Origin of the sequence: Rubrobacter tropicus, from assembly GCF_011492945.1 — a bacterium.
GTDB lineage: Bacteria > Actinomycetota > Rubrobacteria > Rubrobacterales > Rubrobacteraceae > Rubrobacter_D > Rubrobacter_D tropicus.
In genome coordinates this window covers 2,609,932-2,634,498 of sequence record NZ_CP045119.1, presented here as the reverse complement: position 1 = coordinate 2,634,498, position 24,567 = coordinate 2,609,932, and the positions used below count along the sequence as shown (strand labels likewise).

Sequence of the window (24,567 nt, the reverse complement as noted above, 5' to 3'; positions counted from 1 at the left end):
TGCGATTCAACAGACGGGCCGAACTGCCGGTATCCGCTATGATCGCTGGGATGTTGGGGAACAGAGATCAGGCGGGGCCGTGACTGCCCGGATGCGGCGGGGAAGGTCGGTGCCGCTGCCGGATCGTCTGCGGCCCCGCGGCGCCGGCCCCGAGAGGTACGTGATTCTGGGCGCCGGGTGTGCGGGTTTGAGCCTCTGTCATTACCTCCTCGAACGGGGCGTGGACGAGCCCATCCTGATCTTGGACCGCAAAGAGACCTTCACCGACGACAGGACCTGGTGCTTCTGGGACGTCGAGGAGACGCCCTTCTCCGGCCGCGCCACCCGCCGCTGGGACTCCTGGGCCGTCCGCGCCGGAGAGAGGGAGATCGTCCACACCAGCGCCCGGTATCCTTACCTCTGCCTGACGGGCGCGGACTTCTACGAGGACGCGCTAGAGAAGATCTCCGCCCGCGGCAACGTAACGGTCCGGTTGGGAGAGAGTGTGGAGACCCTCGAAGAGTTGGACGACGGCGTCCTGATCGGCACCCCCGCGGGGTCCTACCTCGCCGGCAACGTGTTCGACGGGCGCGGCCTGCCGCCCGACTCCCCGGTCCTGAAAGAGGCGCGGCGGGAACCGGCCTGGATCTCCCAACAGTTCCTCGGCCTTCGCCTCCGCGCGAGCCGCCCCACCTTCGACCCGGATACCTGCACCCTTATGGATTTCACGGTCGACCAGGGCCGCGGTCTACGTTTTGCCTACGTGCTGCCCTTCGACGAGCGCGAGGCGCTGGTCGAGAACGTCTACCTGTCCCGAACCGGCGCCCCACCCGAAACCCACCGGGCCGAGCTCTCGGCCTACCTGCGCGACCGTTACGGGCTCGCCGAAGGGGACTACGAGGCGGAGGGAGAAGAGTGGGGTGACATACCCATGACGTCCCGCCGCTTCCCGCGGAAACCCGGAACCCGCATCCGGGCCATCGGGACGCTCGGCGGCGAGACCCGCCCATCCACCGGCTACACCTTCCTCCGCGTCCAGCGCTACTGCCGCGCGCTCGCGGCGAGCGTGACCGGCGGCGGGGGAGACCCGGAGAGGGTCCACCCCCGGCGTTACGGGCTTCTTGACCGGGTCTTCCTGCGCCTCCTGCGCGAGCAGCCGGAGAGGTGCCCGGGGATCTACGCCCGCATGTTCGCCGGTACGCGCCCCGACGCGCTCGTGCGCTTCCTGACCGAAAGGAGCTCGCCCTCCGACGAGGCTGGCCTGATCCGGGCTCTCCCGAAGCTCCCGTTCCTGCGCCTGGCCGCCGGGGAGAGTATCGACGGTGTCCGCGAAATCCTCTGATTCGGATCCGAGGCCCGCGCCCCCGGCCGTCCGGGGCGCCGTGGTCTGGCCTTCCCTACTCATCGTCCTTGCCCTGACGGTCGCCTTCGCCGCGGGGCTTCACGCGCCGGCCTGGGCCCAGTACCTGCCGTTCGCCGCGAGCCTCGTGCTCTTCGGGCTGCCGCACGGCGCGGTGGACCATCTGGTGCCATCCCGCTTCTCGGGCCGCAAGGCGGATGGGCGGGGCATCCTCGCCGTCGTGCTCCTCTATATATTCCTTTCGGGGCTCTGCCTCATCCTGTGGTTCGTCGCCCCGGCCATCGCCTTTGCCCTCTTCATCTGCGTTACGGTCTTTCACTGGGGAGCCGGGGAATTGCACGCCGCGCTCTTCTTCGGTCCGGACGGGCTCGGCGGTTTGGGACCAACGGGCCGGGTCTTCTTGGTTCTGCTGCGCGGCGGCATACCCATGCTCGTCCCCCTCCTCTTCTTCCCGGACGCGTACGAGGGGGTTGCGGCCGACGCCGCCGGGTTGTTTGGCCCTGGCGCGGCCCCATCGTGGGCGTTCGGGCCGGCCTTCCGGCTCGCGGCTGGGGCGGCGCTGTCGGTGGTGGCCCTGGTCCTGGTTTCCCGCGCGGTCCGCGACGGGGTCGCGCGGCGCGCGGTCTTTCCGCCCCTGGCGCTGGAGACGCTGCTGCTCTTCGCGTTCTTCGCCGTAGTGCCGCCGATCCTCGCGGTCGGACTGTACTTCACGATCTGGCACGCCCCCAGGCACATAGCAAGGCTCGTTCTGCTCGACCCCGGGGCTTCTACCGACTTTCTCGCTGGGCGTCCGGGACGCGCCGTGTCCCGGTTCGCGAAGGACGCGGCGCCGCTGACGGGCCTGGCCCTGGCGCTGCTCGCCGGGCTCTACTTCGCGGTTCCGAGGGCGGCGCAAGACCCCGGTTCCCTGCTCGCCCTCTACCTCGTGCTCGTCTCGGCGCTAACGCTCCCGCACGCCTCCCTCGTGGCGTACATGGACCTCCGTCAGGGCGTCTGGAAAAGGTCCCTTCCGCCGGCGGGAGCCGGGCATGGTCCAGTAACTTGAGAGCGGGGGCCGGGTCAAGGTTTACCCGTCCGGTCTGGGGGGGTACACAGAGGGCTCATCGAAGTCTTGCAGGATTCCCAGACACTGGAGGTCGTTAAGGATGGCGGAGCCGATCACTGGAAGCATAGAGGTAGAAGCCCCGGTAGCGAAGGTCTACGAGTACTGGCGCGACCTGGAGAACCTGCCGAGCTTCATGAAGAACATCGAAGAGGTGCGCTCCACGGGGCCGGACACCACCCACTGGGTCGTCAAGGGACCCCTCGGCTACAGGGCCGAGTTCGACGCCAGGACCACCCAGGACGAGCCGAACAGTGCCATCGGGTGGAACACCCTGGACGGCGACGTCCAGACCTCCGGGCAGGTGCGCTTCCAGGAAGTCACCCCGAACCGCACGAGGCTAGAGGTCCAGATGAAGTACGCGGACCCGCCCGCCGGCAAGCTCGGGGAGGCGGCCTCGAGGCTGACCTCGGGCCCCAAGGCGATCATGGAGCAGGACCTGCGCAACTTCAAGGACATCATAGAGGGCAAGGCGACCCCCGAAGAAGTCCAGCAGCGTCCCGCCGCAGCCGACGCGCACAGCGGCGCCATAGCCACGCTCACCTCGGGCACCGGTCTCCTCGTCATAGGTGGCGTCGTGGTGCTGTGGCTCTTGCTCCGCCGGGGTGGTTCTTCGGGCGGCAGGGGCAAGTCGCGCATAATTTTCGAGTTTTAGCGTACTAGCTGTCAGCGATTAGCTTTCAGCAGTCAGTTGTAGAGAAGGGCCGGCGTCTACGAGACGCCGGCCCTTCTTGCGTGCGGATGGCGGACTGCAACGGTCAGCCGTTTGCGGGGAATTGTTCGTCGTAGAGTTTCATGGCGTGCCTGACGGCCTCCACGGCCTCTCCGGCGTCGGCGAAGTCCTCGACGTCCACCTCCTTGTTTTCGAGCTTCTTGTAGTCCTCGAAAAAGCTGCGCAGCTCGTCCAGGCGATGTTTGGGCAGCTGGTCGTAGCTCTCGTAGGAGCGGTACTCCGGGTCCTCCAGGGGGACGCAGATGATCTTCTCGTCGTTCTCGCCGTCGTCGACCATGTGCATCATCCCTATGGGCCTTACGACGAGCAGGCTCAGGGGATGGACCGGCTCCTGCATGAGCACCAGGACGTCGAGCGGGTCGTCGTCGTCGCCCAAAGTGCGCGGGATGAAGCCGTAGTTGGCGGGGTAATGGATCGAGGCGTAAAGCACCCTATCCACTTTTAGAAGGCCCGTCTCCTTGTCCAACTCGTACTTGACCTTGGAGCCCTTGGGGATCTCGACCAGCGCCTGAAATTCCCGGGGGGCGTCTTCCCCTATCTCCACGTCGTGCCAGGGATGCGGCATCCCGACTCCTCTCCGATAACCCGGGACGGCCCCGTCGCCGGTCCCGCGCCCATCTTACTCCGTCCTCCGCAACGCTAAACAAGACCCCCGGCCCCGCCGATACCCCGCGCATGGTTCCGCAACCGGCGAGGGAGAGGAAGATGAACAGATGGAAGGGCGTACTGGTAGGAACGGCGGCGCTCCTGGCCGGCCTCCTGCTCGCGACCGCCGCCAACGCGCAGGACGAGGAGGGGCGGCTTCTAAAAGCATCCGAAGGCCTCCAGATGCCTGGTTCCGAGGCGGACAGCCGCTGGTGGTTCGTCTCCTACCCGGGCGAGGACGAACTACCCTCGGCCGAACGTTTCTCCGGGCTCACCGGCTGCCCCGCGGGTGGTGTGTCCCGCTCTGGCTTCGAGGCCACCTTCGACCGCCTGGGTGACGTCCAGCCCTGGATGGACGCGGGCCAGAAAAAGAGCGCCCGCGGCTTCCGCAGGCTGGGGAAGCTCTTCCACCGCCGTTATGAAGAACTTGCTGTCTACCGCTGCGAGACCGGCACCGCCGAAGTCCCGATCTACTTCGTGGGCGTGGACGAAAACGGCCTCTCCGGCCTATTGACCATCAACATAGAAACCTGATCCAACCGACCAATAACCCAAACAAAAGCTGACGGCTGATAGCTAAAAGCTGAAAGCGTGTACGAAGGGCCGTGGCCCTTCGTACACCAAGTACCGGAGGTGGGACTCGAACCCACACGAGGTTTCCCTCACCGAATTTTGAGTCCGGCGCGTCTACCGATTCCGCCACTCCGGCGTGCGGAACGGGGAGCATTATACCAACGTATAAAAGGTGTTCCGGGCGCGGGCACACGCTGCTTGACAAACCGGAGTATGCATACCCATAATGCCGTTTCAACAAGACTTTTTCGGGCCGCCGCGGCGGCGAACTCGGGTAGATGGGAATCGAGGAGGAGAATTGAGGAAAGCGCGTCGAGTAACGACCTTGGTGGTCGCGGGGCTATTGTCGGCCCTGTTAGTAGTGGGATGCGGCGGGGCGAGCAACGGCGGCGGCGGCTCCGGCGGCGGGGAGTCTGTCAAGATAGTCAGCGACCTGCCGCTGCAGGGCGCGAACCGCGCCCAGACGACGACGATGGTCAACGCGATCAAGCTCGCCATCCAGCAGCGCGACGGCGAGGTCGCGGGCCTTCAGATAGATTACGAGTCCCTCGACGACGCGACCGCCCAGGCCGGTCAGTGGGACCCGGCCAAGTGCGCCGAGAACGCGCAGCAGGCCGCGCAGGACGAGGCGGTCATCGGCTGGATCGGCCCGTTCAACTCCGGGTGCGCCGCCACCCAGATCCCGACCCTCAACGAGGCCGGCCTCGCGATGGTCAGCCCGGCCAACACCTACATCGGCCTCACCAAGCCCGGCGGCGAGCCGGACGAGCCGGACAAGTACTACCCGACGGGCGAGCGCAACTATGCCCGCGTGATCGTGGCCGACGACAAGCAGGGCCAGGCGGGTGCCGCGCTGATGCAGCAGGAGGATGTGCAGTCCGTCTACATCCTCGACGACAAGGAGACCTACGGCAAGGGCCTCGCCGACCAGTTCCAGAAGGCCGCCGAGGAGCAGGGCATCGAGGTATTGGGCCGTGAGGGCATCGACGGCTCGGCCTCCAACTACCGTTCCCTGATGAACAAGGTCGCCCAGGCCGAGCCCGACGCCGTCTACTTCGGCGGCATCATCGAGAACAACGCCGCCCAGCTCATAAAGGACAAGGTCGGCGCCGGTATGCCCAACGACGAGGTTCTCTTCGTCGGCCCCGACGGCATCTTCGTCGACGAGCTTCTCGGCCAGGCCGGGGACGCCGCCAACGGCATCTACGTCACCTTCGGCGGCCTGCCGGAGAGCGAGCTCTCCGCCGAGGGCCAGGAGTTCGTCGAGACCTACGAGAGCAAGTACGACGATCAGATCCAGCCCTACACCGCCTACGCCTACGAGGCCGCCAACGTGATGCTCGACGCCATCGAGCGCGCCGCGGAAGACGCCGGCGGCGTGCCCGAGCGCCAGGCCGTCATCGAGGAGGTCTTCGCAACGGAGGACTTCGAGGGCGTGCTCGGAACCTGGAGCTTCGACGAGGACGGCGACACGAGCCTCACCGAGCTCTCGGTCCAGACCGTCGACGGCGGCGAGTTCACGCTCGACCGGGTAGTCGACGTAGCGGACCTCTAGGAGGAGCCACGTACAGTTCGCCTGGGGGCCGGCCTTTCGGGCCGGTCCCCACCGCTAGAAGAGGGGTCCTATGACGACGGGTGGAGCGGCCAAGAGCAGGTCGGAGGCCCTGCTGCAGAGCGTCAGGGCGTCCAGCTGGAGCACGCGCCTGTCCGCGGTCGTTCTCGCGGTCGTGCTGGTGTTGCTCTTCTCCCAGGCCGTCCAGGAGCCGGGGCAGTTCGCATCCCAGCTCGTTATCGGAGTTACAAATGGGGCCATCATCGCGCTCATCGCGCTCGGCTACACGCTCGTCTACGGCATCATCGAGCTCATCAACTTCGCCCACGGCGACAACTTCATGATCGGCTCCTTCGTCGGCATCACGGTGTTGTCGGGGACGTTCGTGGGCTTGCAGTTCTTCGCCCCGATCACCGGCGACGGCGGGACCCTGCTGAAGATCCTGGGCGTCGTGATCGCGCTCGTGGTCGCGATGGTGGTCTGCGGCCTGCTCGGCGTCGGCATCGAGCGGGTGGCGTACAAGCCCTTGAGGAACTCGCCGCGGCTGGCCGTGCTCATCACGGCCATAGGCATGTCCTTTATCCTGCAGAACGTCGGGCTTATCTGGAAGGGACCGGCCCAGGTCCCGTTCCCCGAGCTGATCTCCAGCGCCAACATCCTGCCCGGGGAGGCCGTGATCTTCCGCTGGAAGGACCTGTTCGTGATCGCGGTGACGGTTCCCCTGCTCGTCGCCCTCTCCTACTTTATCTCCAACACCCGCCAGGGCAAGGCGATGCGGGCGGTCGCCCAGGACAAGGAGGCGGCCTCCATGATGGGCATCAACGTGAACCGCACCATCTCCATCACCTTCATGCTCGGCGGTATCCTCGCCGGCGCCTCCGGCGTCATGTACGGGCTCTTCAACGGCATCACCGTCTTCAACGTCGGCTTCACCCAGGGCCTCTTCGCCTTCACGGCGGCGGTGCTCGGCGGCATCGGGAACCTGAGCGGGGCGGTTGTCGGCGGGTTCTTGATCGGGATCATCGGCTCGATGGCGGACCAGTACATCGGCGTGAGGTGGACGTCCGTGGTGATCTTCGCCGTCCTGATCGCGGTTCTCGTCTTCAGGCCGCGGGGCCTTCTCGGGGACCGATCGGCCGTGCAGGGCGGGGGCGAGTAGCTTGGCCCGCTACAGGAGGTTCGTGCTGCCGGCGGTCCTGATCGTGCTCGCCGTCTTGCTCCCGTTTATTGACGCGGCGCTCGGCACTGACGCCCTGTTTACCGCCATCACCATCGCCATCTTCGTGATGCTGGCCCTGGGCCTGAACATCGTGGTCGGTTTCGCGGGCCTTCTCGACCTGGGCTTCGTGGCGTTCTACGCGCTCGGGGCCTACGTGGTCGGGTGGTTCGCGTCGAGCCACTTCAACGGGGTGAGCTTCTCCTTCGGCTCGACGGCGACGTCCTTGAGCGGCGAGGCCCTGCCGGGGATACACGTCTCGTTCTGGATATTGCTCCTACTTGCGGGGGCCTTCTCCGCGGTCTGCGGCATGATCATCGGCTTCCCGACCCTCAGGCTGCGGGGGGACTACCTCGCCATAGTCACGCTCGGGTTCGGTGAGATCATCCCCCGGTTCTTCCAGAACGGGGACGACCTCGGCGGCTTCAACCTCACGAACGGGACCATCGGCATCAAGGCCATAGACTCGCCGGGCTTCCCGTTTCTGCCCGACTCGCTCGACACGTGGCAGCGGTTCAGCACCCTCGATCTCAACCCCTGGTACTACACCATCCTCGCGATGGTCCTCGTCACGGTCTACGTAAACGTGCGCCTGCAGAACTCCAGGCTCGGGCGGGCCTGGATCTCGGTGCGCGAGGACGAGACGGCCGCCGCCGCCATGGGCATAAACCCCGTAACGACGAAGCTGTGGGCCTACGCCCTGGGCGCGCTGTTCGGCGGGTTCGCCGGCGCGTTCTACGGGGCGTTCATCAAGAACATCTTCCCCGACGCCTTCTCGTTCAACATCTCCATTCTGATACTCTGCATGGTCGTGCTCGGGGGGATGGGGAACATCTACGGCGTGATCCTGGGCGCCATAGCACTCCAGGGCATCAACTTCTACGTACTGCCGCAGCTGAGCACCGTCGTTCACGCCATCGGCGACACGGTGGGCAGCGCGGCGATGAGCAACGTGGACCTGGCCCGCTACAACTTCTTTATCTTCGGCGTGGTCCTCGTGCTGATGATGCTCCTGAGACCCGAGGGCATCATCCCCAACCGCCAGCGCCAGGAGGAGTTGCGCGACGAGGACCCCGGCACCGGCGACGCGATGGGGGGCGCCCGTGCCTGAGGGGAACGGCCAGAAGGAGACGCCCCTGCTGGAGGCGCGCGGCATAACCAAGGTCTTCGGCGGCCTCGTGGCCGTCAACTCCGTGAACTTCGACATCCCGGAGCGGTCCATCGTCAGCCTGATCGGGCCGAACGGCGCCGGCAAGACGACGTTCTTCAACATGGTGAGCGGCCTCTTCGGGCCGACCTCGGGGTCCTTCGTCTTCAAGGACAAGAACATCACGCGTCTCAAGGCCCACCAGCGGGCGCAGATGGGGATCGGGCGCACGTTCCAGAACATCCGGCTCTTCGGCACGATGAGCGCCGTGGACAACGTGCTCTCCGGCATGCACACGCGCCTCAAGAGCGGCATCCTCGGCGCCATCCTCCGCACCCCCGCCACCCGGCGCGAAGAGAAGGAGTCCGCCGAGCGGGCGAGCGAGCTGCTCGATTTCGTGGGCATCAGCAACCGGCAGACCTTCGCGAAGAACCTCTCCTACGGCGACCAGCGGAGGCTCGAGATAGCGCGGGCGCTCGCTTCGGAGCCTACCCTCCTCCTGCTCGACGAGCCGACGGCGGGCATGAACCCGCAGGAGACCGCGCGGCTGACGGACCTCATCCGCAGGCTGCGGGAGGAGCGTGGGATCTCCATCCTGCTCATCGAGCACGAGATGCGCGTGGTGATGAGCATCTCCGATAGGGTGACGGTTCTCGACCACGGGGAGAAGATCTCCGAGGGCCTGCCCTCGGAGGTCCGCCAGGACCCGAGGGTGATCGAGGCCTACCTCGGAACGGCGAAGACGGGTTAGCCGTGCCGCTCCTAGAGGTCCAGGACATGCACAGCTACTACGGGAACATCCACGCCCTGCGCGGGGTCTCTCTAACGGTCGAGGAGGGGGAGGTCGTCACCCTGATCGGCTCGAACGGCGCGGGCAAGACTACGACGCTGCGCTCCATTAACGGCGTCTTGCCGCCCCGACAGGGGAAGATAATCTTCGACGGCGAGGAGATACAGGAAGTACCCGCCCACGGCATGATCAAGAAGGGCATCGCCCAGAGTCCCGAGGGGCGCAAGATCTTCTCCCGCATGACGGTCCGCGAGAACCTGGAGATGGGCGCCTACCACCGCAACGACCGCGACGGCATCCGCCGGGACATGGACCGCGTCTTCGAGCTCTTCCCCCGCCTGCAGGAGCGCATCAAGCAGGAGGCCGGCACGATGAGCGGCGGCGAGCAGCAGATGCTCGCCATCGGCCGCGCCCTGATGAGCAGCCCAAAGCTCCTTCTCCTGGACGAGCCCTCGATGGGCCTGGCGCCCGTGCTCGTGGAGCGCATCTTCGACATAATCGAGGAGATCAACAAGCAGGGCACGACCATCCTCCTCGTCGAGCAGAACGCGAACGTGGCCCTCGAGATAGCCACCCGTGGCTACGTCCTGGAGTCAGGCTCCATCGTCAACTCGGCCCCGGCCGAGAAGCTGCGCCAGGACCCGAAGGTCCGCGAGGCGTACCTCGGTGAGATGTAATGGCTTTCTGCACAGGCTAAGTAGACTTTAGCGGACCAAAAGCGTATAGTAATAGCGTGTCTGGTATAAGGCCATTCGTTCTGTCACTACCGTCGTTCTACGCGCCGTCCCACAGGTACAGGCGTCTCGCTTTCGGCTCCTACGGGTTCGGCCACACGAACGTGAGGCAGCCCGGCGATCTGCGCGGGACCGTGATCGGGCGCAAGGGAAGGTACCGTGCCGTCCATGCAAGAGGAGGTGAAGCCTAGAGAACAGAACCCAGAGAGGTGAACAATGACGCTCTCCCTTCGGGTTGGCCTGCAAGAGGCAGCCCAAAGAATTTCTCCCGTCCGTTCGGACTACCAGAACCTACCCATAGAACAGGGCTTCGACTGGCCCGTTATCGCCGGATACGACTTCGATCGGCTCTACCTGGTCGTCTTCCGCTCCGTGCGCCGCCCCGACGCCGACCTGGACCTGCTCCGCTGGTTCGACGACCTGGCATACGCGGAAGCGTTGAGGTCCGGCGGCCTCCTCCGCTACTTCAAGGGCGACGCCGACGAGAGACGCCGCTGCCTCTCCTTCTGCCTCTGGGAGAGCCGCGAAGCGGCGCTCGGGGCCTCGGGCGGCAAAAAGCACGAGCAGGCCGCCAGCATCACGTCCAGAATGTACGTCTCCTACGACCTGGAGCGCTACGAGCTCACGCCCGGGGAAGAAGGCGGTAGGCTGCACTTCCGCCGCCTCTGAAGGGATTCGTAGAACAGCGGAAAGAGACGGAGTGGCCCGGCGAAGATTCGTACGCCGGGCCCTCTCCTTACGATTTCGGCGGGGTTTGATCGAAGCTTCTTCGGTATAATCCTTCGGAATGCGTGTCTATCTCATCGACGGTTTCTCCCTGCTCTACCGGGCGTTCTACGCGCTGCCGCAGAGCATCTCGACGAGCAGCGGATTGCCCACGAACGCGCTGTACGGCTTTACGAGCATGATCCTGAAGCTTTTGGAATCGGAAGAAGAGGTGGGCCTCGGCGTGGTCTGGGACGCGGGCAAGCCCCAGTTCCGCATGGACGTCTTCCCGGATTACAAGGCCCAACGCTCGGCGATGCCGGAGGAGCTCAAGGTCCAGCTCGACCACCTGGACGAGATCCTGGACGCCATGAACATCCCCGCCGTGCGTGCCGAAGGCTTCGAGGCCGACGACGCCTTGGCGACGATGTCGCGCCAGATCCCGGAGGGCACCGAGCTGTTCATAGTCACGGGCGACCAGGACGCGATGCAGTTGGTCGACGGAAACGTGAAGGTGCTGCGGACGACGCGCGGCGTCTCGGAGACCAAGACTTATGGGCGGGACGAGGTCGTCGAGGAGTACGGGGTTACGCCGGAGCAGATCCCGGACTACAAGGCCCTCATCGGCGACCCGTCCGACAACATCCCCGGCGTCCGCGGCATCGGCCCGAAGGGAGCTTCGAACCTGCTCCAGAGGTTCGGCACGGTGGCGGAGATCTACGAGAACCTGGACGATATCTCCGCAAAAGGCACCCGCAAGAAGCTGGAGGAGGGCAAGGACAGCGCCTTCATGTCGCTGGAGCTGGCGAAGATGCGTTTCGACGCGCCGGTCCGGTTCGACCCGGAGGCGCTGCGTTTCGAGGGCGTCTCCCCGGAGAGCCACGACGTCGTCCTGCGCCGCTACGAGTTCCGAACCCTCCAGCCGCGCTTCGCGACGCTTCCCGTCATCGGTGGTGAGGCGCCACCGCCCCCCGAGAGGCTGGAAGTGAGCGTCTCGGAGGAGCCGGTGGAGCTGTCCTTCGAGCCAGTCGCGGCGGCGCCGGTCGGGGAGGGCGGCCGGTGGTGCGTGGCCGTCTCCGAGGGGGAGGTGCGGCTCGTCGATGGCGTGCCCGACGTCCCCTTGAAGGTCCACGACGCGAAGCAGCTCGGGGTGCGGGGGGCGGCCTTCGACACGTTTCTCGCGGCGTACCTCGTCAAGCCGGGTCTCGGGAGCTACGAGCTGGAGGCGCTTGCCGGGGAGCGGGGGCTGGCCGAGGTCGAAGTGGGGCAGGAGGACCCCGAGGTCGAGGCGGCGGCGCGTAGGGCGGCCCTCATCTTCGCGCTTTACCCGAAGCTGCAGTCCGAACTCGAAGAGATGGGGCTCGCCCGTCTCTACTACGACGTCGAGTTGCCGCTGGCGGACGTGCTCGGGGAGGTCGAGGACGTCGGGATGCCCGTCGACCGGGCCGCCCTCGAAGAGATCGGCGAGGATCTCGTCGGGCGGATAAGCGACCTCGAGACCCGCATCTACGAGGAGGTCGGCCACGAGTTCAACATCGGCTCGCCGAAGCAGCTCGGCGAGGTCCTCTTCGAGGAGATGGGCCTTCCGCCGATCCGAAAGACGAAGACGGGCTACTCGACCGACGCGAAGGTGCTCGAGCAGTTGCGCATCCAGGGCCACACCATAGCCGAGCTCGTAGTCGAGTACCGGGAGTACGCCAAGCTAAAGGGCACCTACATAGACGGGCTGCGCGACCTCATCACCGAAGACGGCCGCATCCACACCACGCTGAGACAGGCGGCGACGTCGACCGGGCGCATCTCGAGCGACAAGCCGAACCTCCAGAACATCCCCATCAGGACCGAGACCGGCGCGCGCATCCGGGACGCTTTCACGGCCTCCCCGGGTAGGCGCCTCGTCGTCGCGGACTACTCGCAGATAGAGCTCAGGATACTCGCCCACATGACCGGCGAACCGTCGCTCGTCGAGTCGTTCGAGAACGGCGAGGATATACATACGAGGACGGCCTCGGAGGTCTTCGACACGCGGATGGAGAGCGTTACGCCGGAGTTGCGCCGGCGGGCGAAGATGGTCAACTTCGGGATCCTGTACGGGATCTCCGGTTTTGGCCTAGCCACACGGCTCGGAAACGTGCACCCGGCGGAGGCCGAGCGCTACATCAAGCGGTACTTCGAGCGTTACCCGCGGGTAACGGAGTTTATGAAGGAGACTCTGGAGGAGGCCGAGGAGCTCGGGTACTCGACGACGCTGTTCGGGCGGCGGCGGTACGTGCCGGAGCTGAAGAACTCGAACAAGAACGTCAGGAAGCTCGGGGAGAGGCTCGCGTTCAACGCGAAGGTCCAGGGGACGGCGGCCGACATCATCAAGGTGGCCATGGTGGACTTGCAGGCCAGGTTACGGTCTTTCGGGGCGGACATGATCATGCAGGTCCACGACGAGCTGGTCTTCGACGTGGACCGCGGCCGGGAAGAGACGGTCGCCGCGCTCGCCATCGACAGGATGGTCGCCGCCTACGACCTGCACCCGCCGCTGGAGGTAGAAGCCAAGGTGGGGGAGCGCTGGGGGCGGGTGCGACCTCTGGCGGTGAATGAGGTAAACTAGAGAAGATTTCGCAACGATCCGGTAACGGTTCATTGTTATAATCCCTGTTCGGCAAACTAGGCAAAAAGGAAGCAACCGGTTAGATGACTGACACCACCGAAAAGACCACCCGCGAGTTGACGATGAAGGACTTCTTCCGGGAAGAGAACGGAGAGGTCGTTCCCGTCGACGAGAGCGTCCTCATAGATTTCAAGGACGGCGACATAGTCGAGGGCGAGGTAGTCCGCATCGACCGGGACGAGGTGCTCGTCGACATCGGGTACAAGTCCGAAGGGCTCGTCCCGTCCAACGAGCTGACCATCCGCAAGGGCGCCGACCCGCACGACGTGGTCGACCTCGGCCAGCGCCTCGAAGCACTGGTGCTTCAGAAAGAGGACGCCGACGGCAGGCTCATACTCTCGGCCAAGCGTGCCGCCTTCGAGCGGGCGTGGAACCGGATCGAGGAGTCCTACAACGAGCAGCGGACCGTCGAGGGCCCGGTCATCGAGGTCGTCAAGGGCGGCCTGATCCTGGACATCGGCCTGCGCGGCTTCCTGCCGGCGAGCCTGGTGGACATCCGGCGCGTCAGGAACCTCGAGTCCTTCCTCGGCCAGAAGCTGGAGTGCAAGGTCATCGAGCTCAACCGCAGCCGCAACAACGTGGTGCTCTCGCGCCGCGCCGTGCTCGAAGAGGAGCGCAAGGAGGAGCGGGAGAAGATCCTCACCTCCCTCGAAGAGGGCCAGATCATCAAGGGCACCGTCTCGAACCTCGTGGACTTCGGCGCGTTCGTCGACCTCGAGGGCATCGACGGCCTGATCCACATAAGCGAGCTCTCCTGGCAGCACGTCGACCACCCGTCCGAGGTCGTCGAGGTGGGCGAGGAGGTCGAGGTCAAGGTCCTCGAAGTGGACAGGGACCGGGAGAGGATCTCGCTCGGGCTCAAGCAGACCCGCAAGGACCCGTGGCAGGAGATCGTCGAGAAGGTGAACGTCGGCGAGCAGATCCAGGGCCGCGTCACCAAGCTGGTCTCCTTCGGCGCCTTCGTCGAGGTCGCGGAGGGGGTCGAGGGCCTGATCCACATCTCCGAGCTCGCGGAGCACCACGTCGAGACGCCGGACGAGATCGTACGCTCCGGCGACGAGGTCGACGCCCGCATCATCGACGTCGACGCGAAGCGCCGCCGCCTCTCGCTCTCCCTGCGTCCGAAGCGCGAGGAGCGTGAAGAGCGGGCCGACCGCCCGCCGCGCCAGCGCGACGACCGTCCTCCGCGCCGCGACGAGCGTTCCGACCGCGGCACCGACCGGGGCCGGGGCGGCACCGAAGGTAGCGGCCTGCGCACGGGCGCCTTCGACTCGCTCTCCGACCTGGACCTCGAGGAGAGATAACCGGGCCCCCCAAAGAGGGCTGCCCCGAAAGGGAGGGGCCGGTGACCATCGCGGTCACCGGCCCTTTCGCGTCCGGCAAGAGCACCTTCGTCCGGATGCTCGGAGATCTTGGCGCCGAGACCCACTCGGCCGACGAGATAGTCCACAGCCTGCTCCGCCAGAACGAAGAGGCCATCTCGGACATCTCGGAGCGCTTCGGTGCAGAAGTGCTTGGAGACGAGGGCGTGGACCGCAAGGCCCTCGGCCGCGTCGTCTTCGCGGACCCGGCCAAGCTCGCTGAGCTAGAAAAAATACTCCACCCCCTGGTCCACGACGAGACGGACAGGCTCGTGAGCTACTCCTGCTCCGAGGTGTTCGTGGTAGAGATCCCGCTCCTGTTCGAGGCGGGGCGCGGGGAGGACTTCGACCGTACCGTGGCCGTGGTCGTACCGGAAGATCGGCGGAAGGAGTGGGCCGCCGAGCGGGGCGTGGACGAGGCGGCGTTGCGGGCGATAGAGGGGCGGCAGTTGCCGTCCGAGGAGAAGGCCCGGCGGGCCAACGTCGTGGTACAAAACGACGGAGGCCCGGATAGACTCAAGGAGCAGGCCGAGGAATTGTGGGCGGAGATCCTGGGGGAGAAGAGCTCTGAAGGCGGTGGCGGACAAGAGGCGTAGGTACGGCAAGTCGCGGGCACGCCGCCGGCGGGGGGTCTTGCTGTTGCTGGCGGCCGCACTCGCCGGCGTCGCCGCGCTCTTCGCGCTCCCCTTCGTCCTCGGGGCGCCCGAGACCGTCAGGAAGACCGTCTACCCCTTGCGCTACGAGGAGACCATCCGCCAGGCCAGCCGGGAGAACGGGCTGGAGCCCGCGTTCGTGGCCGGCGTGATCTACACCGAGAGCCGCTTCAGGCCCGACGCGGAATCCCACCAGACGGCCTACGGCCTCATGCAGATGCTCCCGGAGACCGCCGAGTTCGTCCAGCAGCGCAGCGGTATCCGGGGCGACTACAGGGAGCCGCGGACGAACATCAGGTTGGGCGCGTGGTACCTGGGCTACCTCGACGAGCGGTACAGGGGCGACGAGCGGCTCATGCTCGCGGCTTACAACTCCGGAGAGGGCAGGGTGGATGGTTGGATCTCCGAAGAAGGCTTCGACATAGCAAAGGACATACCCTTTAAAGAGACCAGGGACTACGTCGAGAACTCGCTCGAAGCCAGGGAGGTCTACGGGGACCTCTACGGTGAGGATTTGCGGCGGGACCCCGGTTGGTCGATCCCGTTCACGAACATCTACGACGAAACCCGCAGGTTCGGCGACTCGTAACAGAATGGGTCGTCAGATAGGAGACGCATGAGAAGAAGGCTGGCAATACTGTTGATGGTCGCCCTGATCCCGTCCACCGGCGCGGTGGCGTGCGGCCAGGCGGTCGAAGACCAGGTGCGCGACGAGGTCAACAAGCAGGTAGACAAGGGCAAGAAGCGGGCCAACGAGGAGATCCAGAAAGGCAAAGATAGACTCGAAAAAGAGGCCAAGAAGGCCCAAAAACAGGTCGAGGAAGGCGCCAGGAACGCCCAGAAGCAGGCGGAGGAGAAGGCAGGCGGCGGGCAGTAAAGAGCCGGTCTTCCCGCCAATAAAAGAGAGGAAAAACGGGGTTACTGCCGTATAATTTACGGGCGGGTCGGGGCCGATGGTGATGGCCTTTTCGGGGCCCGCGCAATCCGCGTAGGGGAGGGACCCGCATCGAGACCCGCAGCAGCTTTCAGGTAAACAGCGAGTACAGGCCGACCGGAGATCAGCCCCAGGCCATAGAGAAACTTGCCTCCGGCCTCGACTCGGGGCTAAGGGCGCAGACCCTGCTCGGTGTTACGGGCTCCGGCAAGACGCACACGATGGCCCGGGTCATCGAGAAGGTCGGGCGTCCGTCGCTGGTCATCGCGCACAACAAGACGCTCGCGGCGCAGCTCGCCAGCGAGTTCGCCGAGTTCTTCCCGAACAACGCCGTAGAGTACTTTGTCTCCTACTACGACTACTACCAGCCCGAGGCCTACGTCCCGCGCACGGACACCTTCATCGAGAAGGACGCCCAGATCAACGAGGACATAGACAGGCTCAGGCACTCGGCCACGAGCAGCCTGTTCACGCGCCGCGACGTCATAGTGGTCGCCAGCGTCTCGGCCATCTACGGCCTCGGTAGCCCCGAGGAGTACCGCAACAAGATGGTGCTCTTGGAGCAAGGCGGCTTCTACGACGTGGACCACATCCTGCGGGACCTCGTCAAGATCCAGTACACCCGCAACGATTTTCAGCTGAACCGCGGCACGTTCAGGGTACGCGGCGACGTTCTCGAGGTCCACCCGGCTTACCAGGACACGATCTACCGGGTCTCCTTCTTCGGGGACGAGGTCGAGAGCATGGTCGAGGCCGACCCCTTGACCGGTGAGGTCCTGCGCGAGCTAGACGTCCTGACCGTCTACCCGGCCACCCACTTCGTCACCGGCGAGGACCGGATGGCGACGGCCATCAAGAACATCGAGATAGAGGCCGAAGAGCGCGTCGCCGAGCTCGAAGGCGAGGGCAAGGTGCTGGAGGCGTACCGGCTCAAGCAGCGGACCCAGTACGACCTGGAGATGATGCGCGAGCTCGGGTTCACGAGCGGGATCGAGAACTACTCCCGCCACATGGACGGGCGGCCGCCCGGCTCGACGCCCTACACCCTGCTCGACTACTTCCCGGAAGACTACGTAACCTTCGTGGACGAGTCGCACATCACGCTGCCCCAGATCCGGGGCATGTACAAGGGCGACCGGAGCCGCAAGACGACCCTCGTCGACTTCGGCTTCAGGCTTCCCTCAGCACTCGACAACAGGCCGCTCACCTTCGAGGAGTTCCTGCTAAAGACCGAGCAGATGGTCTTCGTCTCGGCAACGCCGGGGCCGTACGAGCTCGAGAACTCGGGGCAGATAGTCGAGCAGATCATCCGCCCGACCGGTCTCATCGACCCGGAGGTCGAGGTCAGGCCCACGAAGAACCAGATCGACGACCTCCTCAACGAGGTCGCCGTGCGCGTCGAGCACGGCGAACGAGTCCTCATCACCACCCTCACCATAAAGATGGCCGAGGACCTGACGGACTACCTGCTGGAGCACAACGTCAAGGCCCGCTACATGCACGCCAACATCGAGACGCTGGACCGGATCCAGATCATAAGGGGATTGAGAACCGGCGAGTTCGACGTGCTGGTTGGCATCAACCTCCTGCGAGAAGGGTTGGACCTGCCGGAAGTAACGCTGGTCGCCATCCTGGACGCGGACAAGGAGGGCTTCCTGCGCGGGGAGCGGGCTCTCATCCAGACCATCGGCCGTGCCGCCCGTAACGTCAAGGGGCGGGTCATCATGTACGCGGACCGGGAGACGGACTCGATGCGGGTCGCGCTCGGGGAGACGAACCGCAGGCGAGAGATCCAGACCGCCTACAACGAGCGCCACAACATCGAGCCGCGCACCATAGTGAAGGGCGTCTCCGACATCCTGGTAGCCGCCGAAGCCAAGGGCCTCTACAAGGCAAACAAAAAGAGCGGTCGCGAGGCCCCCCGCGACCCGGACGAGCTTCGCGCCCTCATCGCCGACCTCGAAGCCGAGATGCTGGAAGCCGCCGAAGAGCTCAAGTTCGAGTACGCGGCCAAGCTCCGCGACGAGGTCAAGGACCTGGAGCGTCAGCTACAGGAGGTCATCTCGTAGGAACGTGGCCGCCGGCGCGGCCGGCCGATGCCACGGGAGCTCAAGCGGCGATACCGAGCGGGACCTCGGGGAGTAAATCGTCCTCGAACGCTCCTGCTTCGGCGGCCTCGTCTTCGGCGATCCTGGCGCGGACTTTGTCGGCCTCCCTGAGCACCAGCGCGAACCGAATGATCTCTTCCTGGGTCATGGTATCTCCTCCGCTTCTGGCCTCTCCGTCCTGCAGCAGTATCTCTCGGAACGCTTGTGCTTCGCATGGCATTTGTGCATGATCTTTTTCTGGTCCTTTTGGGGTAGACGTTTCTACGCTGTGGTTACCTGACGCGGGGGGATTTAGGCCCCGCGAGACCGCCGTCGGCTCGGACGGCGCGGTTTCGCAGGAGGAAGAGGCCGTAGAGGACGAAGCCAACGGTGCTCAGGATTATGAGGATCTGGTAGGTGACCGTACCGAGGGCGGCCACGTCGACGGCGAGGGCAAAGACGGTGTGGACGAGGATGACGGGCCAGATGGAGGCGGTCCGCCAGCGGAGGGCGCCGTAGGTGAAGCCGCTGCAGACGGCGAGGGAGGTGAGCCGGACGGCCTCGGGCCAGGGACCGTCGGTGAAGGTCCTGCCGAAGATCAGGGCCCCGGCGAGCAGGGAGGTCAGGATCGTTGCCCCCACGGGCCCCACGGGCGCGAGCGCCCGCCACAGGAGGCCGCGGAAAAGCAACTCCTGCCCGAAGGCCGCCACGAGCACCACCAGGAACGCCGAGACGAAGGCGTCGATGCCCGACACGAACACGCCCCCCGAGAGCGTGAGGGCACCGACGAAGAGCGGGAACCACAGCAGGCGCAGGTTCTTCACGATGGGCCGGTTGAAGCCGGCCTCGCGCCACAGGCCGGTCCAGAGGAGCAGGGCGAGGGCCAGCAGTATGGCCAGTCCCCAGAACAGCACTTCCGGGCTCTTGAGGTCTTCGATTACCCGGTCGAGGCCCGTGGGCGTCTCGAAGGCCTTCTGCGGCAGCCGCTTGATGTTGCCGACCGGCGCCCTCGGGAACGAGAACCGGCTCAAGGCCGTGAGCGCGAAGAGCGCCAGCGTCACCAGCAGGCAGAAGACCACCGGACGCCTCTCGGGGAAGCGCCTCATCTGCGCCCTGCCTGCCGGATCTCCTCGTTTCTCAGAGTTTCTCCCTCAACCCACCCAGGATGAGGCCCAGCCCGAACTCGAACTCCGCGTCCCGGTCGACCTCGCCCAGCCGTCCTTCGAGCTCCGAGATGCGCGGAAACTCATCCGCCGGAAGGGCCCGGACGCCCGCGCGGTCGCCGCCCGGTTCCATGGCGAAGCCCCGGATCTCGGCCATCGCGTAACCCATCGCGTACCCGGAGAGCGTCCTGAAAGCGTACAAGGCAGTAACCGCGTCGAAGCCGGCCTCCCGCAACGTCTTCAGAAACTCCTCCACGAGCCAGACCCCGTCCATGGTGTTCGCCGGACGGACGACCAGCAGCGGAAAGACGTTGGGATGCTCCCGCGCCAGCCTCCGAAACCCCCTGTACGCCTCCCGAACCCGCTCCTCCCAATCCCCACCCTCGGAAGGGACCTCCAACTCCCCGAGCAATACCTCGACCATCCCGTCGAGCAACGCGTCCTTGTTCGGGACGTGGTTGTAGAGGGACATCGCCTCAACGCCAAGATCCGCCCCGAGCTTCCTCATGCTGAGGGCCCCGAGCCCCTCCCGGTCCACGAACCTTACCGCCGCCTCCAACACCCGCCGACGGCTCAACGGCCGCCTCTTCGCCTCGACCAACAGTAGCCCTCCCACGCCTTTGCCGACAGCTTACAGGATTCACGGCATGATTACATCGTAAGTGTACGATGTAAGGGCGACATCGGAGAGACGGTCCGAGTAAGAAATCTGCGCGGCGAGAGGGGTCGCGACCGGTGATGCGCGCCGTCCGAGGCTGGCCGGCGCCGGTTTGGTTGGATCCGGGGTTCTACAGCGGTTTGCGGAAGGACCGACCCTCGGCGCCCCGTGGGCGCCGAGGCTCTTAGGGGTGCGCCCCGAGGCCGCGGGCGGGCCCCGACCTTCCACCCCTGAGAACCCGAGAACCCGGATGCCTGCTCGCGGTAGGCTCGATACCTCCGCAAACCGCTCTAGAGGTGGCGCTTGTCGTTCGGCTCCTCCACGGAGAACCGACAGGCCTGGCTCCGGTCGCTACCGCGTCGCCCGGCGCTTCTGGCTGAAAGCCGAAGGCCGACAGCCATTAGCTTCAATCGTACAGTCCCGCCCTCTGCTTCTGCCGTTCGATTGCCTTCTTGACCTTGCGGGCGTCGGGGAGGGCCATGCGGTTGAGTCGGAGGACGCGGCCGGTGTTCGTTTCGAGCGTCAGCGTTGCGTTGACGAGGCCCCGGATCGCGACCGTCGCGACCTGCTTCAGGTCCAAAGCCTCCACGTTCTGCGACTGCCAGCCGCTCTTGACCTCGACGCGGTCTTCGAAGACCGCGACTATCGTGTTGTTGTGGGCCGTGGCCTGGGTTATGGGTGCCTCCAAACTGCCCTCCGTGCCTACTCGGGTTCGTGTTTCGTTTCAGCATACAGAACTCTACCCGCGGAAGGGCGGGCGCGAAAAAGCACCGGCCGGGAATTCCCGGCCGGTGCCGAAACCCTGTCTTTACGCGGTGCCTTCCGCGGTGTCGCTCACCGGCTCGGGGGCTCTCCTGGTGTGACCGTTGCCGTTCTGGTAGTCCGTGGCGACGAGGTCGGGGTAGCCGAAGACCCCGTGCTCGTGGATGTCGAGGCCGTCGAGCTCCTGGTCTGGCTTGACCCTGATGCCGATGGTTGCCTTTAGGGCCGCGAAGACCGCGAGCGAGGCTATAAAGACGAAGCCGCCGCAGGCCACGATGCCGAGGGCCTGGATGCCGAGTTGGTAGAAGCCGCCGCCGTAGAAGAGGCCGGGCTCGCCGACCGCCGCGAGCGCCGGGGTCGTGAAGAGGCCGCAGGAAAGCGTGCCCCAGATGCCGCCCATGCCGTGCGCCGCGATGGCGCCGAGCGGGTCGTCGACGCCGATCCTGTCCACGAAGACCAGCGTCGCGTACATGATGACGCCCGCCAGGAAGCCGATCACGATGGAGGCCCAGGGCGCGACGAAGGCGCAGGGGGCGGTGATGGCGACGAGTGCCGCGATGGCGCCGTTGCCGCCCATGCCGACGTCGATGTTCCTCCGATACATGTAGCTCATGCTCATGGCGCCGAGCACGCCGGCGGCGGCGGCGAGGGTGGTGGTCAGGGCGATGTCGGCGACCTGGGTGCTCGCCGCCATCGTGGAGCCCGGGTTGAAGCCGTACCAGCCGACCCACAGGATCAGGACGCCCAGAACCGCGAGCGGCATGTTGTGGCCGGGTATGTTCACCGGACGGCCCTCGTCGTCGTACTTGCCGAGCCTGGGGCCGAGAAGCAGCGTCCCGGCGAGCGCGGCCATGGCGCCCGAGAGGTGGACGACCGTGGAGCCGGCGAAGTCCTGCATACCGAGTTCGGTAAGCCAGCCGCCGCCCCAGATCCAATGCCCCACCAGCGGGTAGAGCAGCCCCGCGAAGACCACGGCGAAGACGACGTAGACGGCGAACTTGGTCCGCTCCAGCATCGTGCCCCACACGATCGCCAGCGAGACGGCGCAGAAGGCGACCTGGAACAGGAACTTGGCCGAGAGCGGAACTTGTGTCCACGAAAGCCCCGCGTAGACGTCGTTTACCTGGCCCGCCGGCACCGCCAGGAACCAGCCCTGGGTCCCGAAGATGGCGTTGCCGGTGCCGAACGTGATTGCGAAGCCGACCGCCCAGAAGAGCAGGGCCGCTATCGCGAGGTTCACCAGGATCTTGGCCACCACGCTGCCGACGTTCTTCATGCTCGAGAACCCGACCTCGAGCATCGCGAACCCCGCCTGCATGAACAGGACGAGGACGGCCGCTATAACTACCCACATGGTGTCCATGGCGAGCGATAGGTCCGCCGTCGAGGGCGCGTCCTGCGCGAAAGCCAGGGCCGGCAACGCCAGGACGAGCATCATCGTCGTGAGCATGAAAATGGTTAACCGCCGCAAAGTCCCTCCTTAGGAAACGGGAGTATATTCTCTCGGAACCTAGTCTATGTGTCGCCCCCGGGAGGATCTTTGGCCGTCTGGACAAAGATGCCCACCCCGCGGGACTTGTTTGTTGAGGCGAATGTCCAAGGGGGCGGGCATCAGCGCGCTCCGGCTTCGCCTCCGCTTGTCAGCCCGGCGCTTCGCGCCTTTCAGCCATCAGCTATCAGCAAGTTGTCAGGTACTGTTGCGCCACGCGTCGGAGGAACCATCGCGCGGGGCGCGGCCCGGTCGTGGCCTGCGCGGCGGGAAGCTGACTGGCTGAGAGCTAAGACTGCGAAGCGGGCCGAAGCGCGCTGAGAGCGGAGCCCGACAGGGCGGAGCGGGCTGAAAGCTGCCCGAAGGGCGGCGGGCTACCGATCAGCGAAGCTGGTCGGGCGTTCGGGGACGCGGCCGAGGAGTTGCATGGCTTTTATGCCGAGGGTGAGACGTTCGCGGTCTTCGCTCTTGTCGACGTCGAGGCCGGTCAGCTCGCTCACGCGGTCGAGGCGGTAGCGGATGGTGTGGCGGTGGGCGTAGAGGTCGGAGGCGGTTCTGACGGTGGAGGCGTCGTTGCCGAGGTAGGTTACGAGGGTCTGGACGAGCTCCGTGCTGTAGCGGGAGTCGTAGCGGACGACGGGCTCCAGGGTCTCCTCGTAGAAGGCTATTAGTTCCTCCGGGTTCTCCTGGAAGACGCGGAAGAGGAGCTTGTAGGTGCCGGTGCCTTCGAACGTGGAGACGGAGGATGGGCCGTGGATGCGGTGACCGATCTCCAGGGCCACCTCGGCCTCCGAGTAGGCGTCGGGAAGGAGCGCCGGGTTCCTCTTGTTGCGCCCGATGCCGACGGAGATCGTCAGGTCGGGGAGGAGGCCTTTTACGTAACGCTGAACGCCCTTTGCCAAAAGCTGCGCCTTCTCGGGCAGGTCTTCCGGCGGGGTGTCCTCGGAGGAGCCCAGGAAGACGATTACGTTGTCCGAGCGAGGGCCGAGGAGGAAGTTGGAGAAGAGCTGGCGGGTCTGCATCCTCACGGCCTCGGCCAGACGGCGCTTCAGCTCCTGGATGGCCGGTTCCTTTGGTTTGCGGCGTTCCAGGTAGCGGGCGAAGTCGTCGATGTCCACGATCAGGACGAGCGCCCCGTTGGCGAGATCGGCCCCGAGGTAGCCGGCGCGTTGCAGGAGCAAGTCGACCGACCCGTAGTGGCCGTTTACCAGGTCGTCGACGAAGTCCCCACGGACGCCGAGCTCGGTTTCGAGGCGGACGCGGTCTTTGGCGAGCTCGGATTCGAGGACGCGCCTGGCCCAGTACAGGTGGACCACGTCTTCGGGGCGCAGGGTCTCGCCTTCGAGGTCGACCCAGAGGTATCCGGCGGGGGCGCCGGTGCCGATCGGGGTCCAGAAAAACTCGCGGTCCTCGACGCGCCAGCGTTCGACGGGGACGGAGAGGTAACCGTCGGGCAGCCTCGCGTAGCGGTCCCTGCGCTCGCGGCGGGTCTCGTCTACGCCCGACGCCCTGGACGCCCGCAGCGACAGATCCTCGAGCAAACCCCACAGGCTGTTCTCCCCGCGGGCTTCGGGTGAGCCGGAGATCAGACGCCCCACCGGGTCCTCGACCACCACGGAGCGGCCCAGTAGCCCCGCGACGCGCGCGACGGTCCCGGCCAAGGAGGTCTCGCCCCCGGCGCCCTCGAGCAGCGTCCTCCCCGCGCTGTGGGAGAGCAGGAGCAGGTCGTTGCCCCCGAGAGCGTCACCTGCAACCGCCGCAGCGGCACGTCGGGGGGAGCACGAGAAGCGCGAGGCCGAGGGCCGACATCTTCTCCGTTGCGGCGGACGCGACCGCGGCGTCCGAGCGCCAGACCACGACGGGGGAACCGAAGGAGGCGACGTTCTCCAAAAAGTCCTCGTCCAGGGCCTCCCTCGCCGTGAAGACCGCCTCGTCCCTGCCGATCCAACCCTTCAGAGGTTCGTCCACGGCGAGGCCGGCGACGGGGCGGGAGGGGTCGCCGGGCAGCGGGCAGTCGGCGTCCAATTCTTCCAAGAGCACCCGGGAGAAGTCTTTAAGGATCACGGCCGTCTCCGTTCGCAACACGCTGTAACCGGCCCGTATCATTGTGAAGCCCGCGAGGAACTTTGGCAAACGGCGGGCTCCTCCCTTCGGTCGTCGCGCTCGCTTCGCCCTCCGGGCTACGCTTGTCAGCGCGCTGCGGCTTCGCCTCCGCTCTCGGCACGCATAGGGCCTTGCGGCCCTCGCTTTCAGCTCGTCAGC

General features: G+C 65.9%; 24 protein-coding genes and 1 tRNA gene. 16 read left to right on the top strand and 9 right to left on the bottom strand.

Annotated elements, in window-relative coordinates; all coding sequences use genetic code 11:
• Nucleotides 1–79 precede the first annotated feature (79 nt).
• The 3 genes from GBA63_RS13190 to GBA63_RS13180 all read left to right on the top strand — a co-directional run bounded on the left by GBA63_RS13190 (nucleotide 80) and on the right by GBA63_RS13180 (nucleotide 3,096).
• Nucleotides 80–1,321: a lycopene cyclase family protein gene (locus GBA63_RS13190; RefSeq protein WP_207956771.1), complete on the top strand. Its 1,242-nt coding sequence runs from the start codon at nucleotides 80–82 to the stop codon at nucleotides 1,319–1,321.
• Entirely contained in the window at nucleotides 1,302–2,384 is a 1,083-nt protein-coding gene (locus tag GBA63_RS13185; protein WP_166176751.1) for a Brp/Blh family beta-carotene 15,15'-dioxygenase, read from the top strand. The genes GBA63_RS13190 and GBA63_RS13185 overlap by 20 nt, the downstream gene beginning before the upstream one ends.
• A gap of 100 nt (nucleotides 2,385–2,484) precedes the next feature.
• A complete protein-coding gene (locus GBA63_RS13180) occupies nucleotides 2,485–3,096 on the top strand; it encodes an SRPBCC family protein (RefSeq protein WP_166176749.1) in 612 nt (203 codons plus the stop codon).
• Nucleotides 3,097–3,199: 103 nt separating this feature from the next.
• Here the strand turns inward: GBA63_RS13180 and GBA63_RS13175 are convergent, their stop codons facing one another.
• A complete protein-coding gene (locus tag GBA63_RS13175) occupies nucleotides 3,200–3,739 on the bottom strand; it encodes an inorganic diphosphatase (protein ID WP_166176747.1) in 540 nt (179 codons plus the stop codon).
• A 140-nt stretch (nucleotides 3,740–3,879) separates the two neighbouring features.
• Between GBA63_RS13175 and GBA63_RS13170 the strand changes: the two genes are divergently transcribed.
• Nucleotides 3,880–4,353, top strand: coding sequence for a nuclease A inhibitor family protein (locus tag GBA63_RS13170; protein WP_166176745.1), 474 nt, complete (start codon nucleotides 3,880–3,882; stop codon nucleotides 4,351–4,353).
• A gap of 91 nt (nucleotides 4,354–4,444) precedes the next feature.
• Here GBA63_RS13170 and GBA63_RS13165 read toward each other — a convergent pair.
• Nucleotides 4,445–4,528: transfer RNA gene (locus GBA63_RS13165), tRNA-Leu, on the bottom strand.
• A gap of 162 nt (nucleotides 4,529–4,690) precedes the next feature.
• Between GBA63_RS13165 and GBA63_RS13160 the strand changes: the two genes are divergently transcribed.
• From GBA63_RS13160 to uvrB, 12 genes are all read left to right on the top strand, one after another.
• Complete coding sequence (locus GBA63_RS13160; RefSeq protein WP_228282124.1) at nucleotides 4,691–5,947, top strand: branched-chain amino acid ABC transporter substrate-binding protein; 1,257 nt, start codon at nucleotides 4,691–4,693, stop codon at nucleotides 5,945–5,947.
• Nucleotides 5,948–6,017: 70 nt separating this feature from the next.
• Nucleotides 6,018–7,103 (top strand): branched-chain amino acid ABC transporter permease, encoded by a 1,086-nt coding sequence (locus GBA63_RS13155; protein WP_166176741.1) that lies wholly within the window; start codon nucleotides 6,018–6,020, stop codon nucleotides 7,101–7,103.
• A 1-nt stretch (nucleotide 7,104) separates the two neighbouring features.
• Nucleotides 7,105–8,271 (top strand): branched-chain amino acid ABC transporter permease, encoded by a 1,167-nt coding sequence (locus GBA63_RS13150; protein ID WP_166176739.1) that lies wholly within the window; start codon nucleotides 7,105–7,107, stop codon nucleotides 8,269–8,271.
• Nucleotides 8,264–9,058 (top strand): ABC transporter ATP-binding protein, encoded by a 795-nt coding sequence (locus tag GBA63_RS13145; RefSeq protein WP_166176737.1) that lies wholly within the window; start codon nucleotides 8,264–8,266, stop codon nucleotides 9,056–9,058. The genes GBA63_RS13150 and GBA63_RS13145 overlap by 8 nt, the downstream gene beginning before the upstream one ends.
• A gap of 2 nt (nucleotides 9,059–9,060) precedes the next feature.
• Nucleotides 9,061–9,774 carry an ABC transporter ATP-binding protein gene (locus GBA63_RS13140; protein ID WP_228282123.1) on the top strand — a complete coding sequence of 238 codons (714 nt, stop codon included), beginning with the start codon at nucleotides 9,061–9,063 and terminating at the stop codon, nucleotides 9,772–9,774.
• Nucleotides 9,775–10,047: 273 nt separating this feature from the next.
• A complete protein-coding gene (locus GBA63_RS13135) occupies nucleotides 10,048–10,500 on the top strand; it encodes a hypothetical protein (protein ID WP_166176735.1) in 453 nt (150 codons plus the stop codon).
• 118 nt (nucleotides 10,501–10,618) lie between these two features.
• Nucleotides 10,619–13,138: a DNA polymerase I gene (locus tag GBA63_RS13130; RefSeq protein WP_166176733.1), complete on the top strand. Its 2,520-nt coding sequence runs from the start codon at nucleotides 10,619–10,621 to the stop codon at nucleotides 13,136–13,138.
• Nucleotides 13,139–13,221: 83 nt separating this feature from the next.
• The gene (gene rpsA, locus GBA63_RS13125; protein ID WP_166176731.1) at nucleotides 13,222–14,502 is read left to right on the top strand and encodes a 30S ribosomal protein S1; all 1,281 of its coding nucleotides are present in this window, start codon (nucleotides 13,222–13,224) and stop codon (nucleotides 14,500–14,502) included.
• Between the two features lie 41 nt (nucleotides 14,503–14,543).
• On the top strand, nucleotides 14,544–15,155 hold the full coding sequence (gene coaE, locus GBA63_RS13120) for a dephospho-CoA kinase (protein ID WP_166176729.1): 612 nt from the start codon (nucleotides 14,544–14,546) through the stop codon (nucleotides 15,153–15,155).
• Nucleotides 15,136–15,801, top strand: coding sequence for a lytic transglycosylase domain-containing protein (locus GBA63_RS13115; protein ID WP_166176727.1), 666 nt, complete (start codon nucleotides 15,136–15,138; stop codon nucleotides 15,799–15,801). Before coaE ends, GBA63_RS13115 begins: the two co-directional genes overlap by 20 nt.
• 27 nt (nucleotides 15,802–15,828) lie before the next feature.
• Complete coding sequence (locus tag GBA63_RS13110; protein WP_166176725.1) at nucleotides 15,829–16,089, top strand: hypothetical protein; 261 nt, start codon at nucleotides 15,829–15,831, stop codon at nucleotides 16,087–16,089.
• A gap of 128 nt (nucleotides 16,090–16,217) precedes the next feature.
• On the top strand, nucleotides 16,218–18,215 hold the full coding sequence (gene uvrB / locus GBA63_RS13105) for an excinuclease ABC subunit UvrB (RefSeq protein WP_166180167.1): 1,998 nt from the start codon (nucleotides 16,218–16,220) through the stop codon (nucleotides 18,213–18,215).
• A 40-nt stretch (nucleotides 18,216–18,255) separates the two neighbouring features.
• Here uvrB and GBA63_RS13100 read toward each other — a convergent pair whose 3' ends face one another.
• From GBA63_RS13100 to GBA63_RS13070, 7 genes are all read right to left on the bottom strand, one after another.
• The gene (locus GBA63_RS13100) at nucleotides 18,256–18,402 is read right to left on the bottom strand and encodes a hypothetical protein (protein WP_166176723.1); all 147 of its coding nucleotides are present in this window, start codon (nucleotides 18,400–18,402) and stop codon (nucleotides 18,256–18,258) included.
• A gap of 124 nt (nucleotides 18,403–18,526) precedes the next feature.
• Nucleotides 18,527–19,339, bottom strand: coding sequence for a CPBP family intramembrane glutamic endopeptidase (locus tag GBA63_RS13095; protein ID WP_166176721.1), 813 nt, complete (start codon nucleotides 19,337–19,339; stop codon nucleotides 18,527–18,529).
• A gap of 31 nt (nucleotides 19,340–19,370) precedes the next feature.
• The gene (locus GBA63_RS13090; protein ID WP_207956770.1) at nucleotides 19,371–19,973 is read right to left on the bottom strand and encodes a TetR/AcrR family transcriptional regulator C-terminal domain-containing protein; all 603 of its coding nucleotides are present in this window, start codon (nucleotides 19,971–19,973) and stop codon (nucleotides 19,371–19,373) included.
• A gap of 487 nt (nucleotides 19,974–20,460) precedes the next feature.
• Nucleotides 20,461–20,742: a PH domain-containing protein gene (locus tag GBA63_RS13085; protein ID WP_166176717.1), complete on the bottom strand. Its 282-nt coding sequence runs from the start codon at nucleotides 20,740–20,742 to the stop codon at nucleotides 20,461–20,463.
• 120 nt (nucleotides 20,743–20,862) lie between these two features.
• Nucleotides 20,863–22,287, bottom strand: a complete 1,425-nt coding sequence (locus GBA63_RS13080; RefSeq protein ID WP_228282122.1) for an ammonium transporter — start codon at nucleotides 22,285–22,287, stop codon at nucleotides 20,863–20,865.
• 392 nt (nucleotides 22,288–22,679) lie between these two features.
• The gene (locus tag GBA63_RS13075) at nucleotides 22,680–23,966 is read right to left on the bottom strand and encodes a PucR family transcriptional regulator (RefSeq protein WP_166176715.1); all 1,287 of its coding nucleotides are present in this window, start codon (nucleotides 23,964–23,966) and stop codon (nucleotides 22,680–22,682) included.
• An 82-nt stretch (nucleotides 23,967–24,048) separates the two neighbouring features.
• A complete protein-coding gene (locus GBA63_RS13070; RefSeq protein WP_207956769.1) occupies nucleotides 24,049–24,369 on the bottom strand; it encodes a hypothetical protein in 321 nt (106 codons plus the stop codon).
• Between the last annotated feature and the right edge of the window lie 198 nt (nucleotides 24,370–24,567).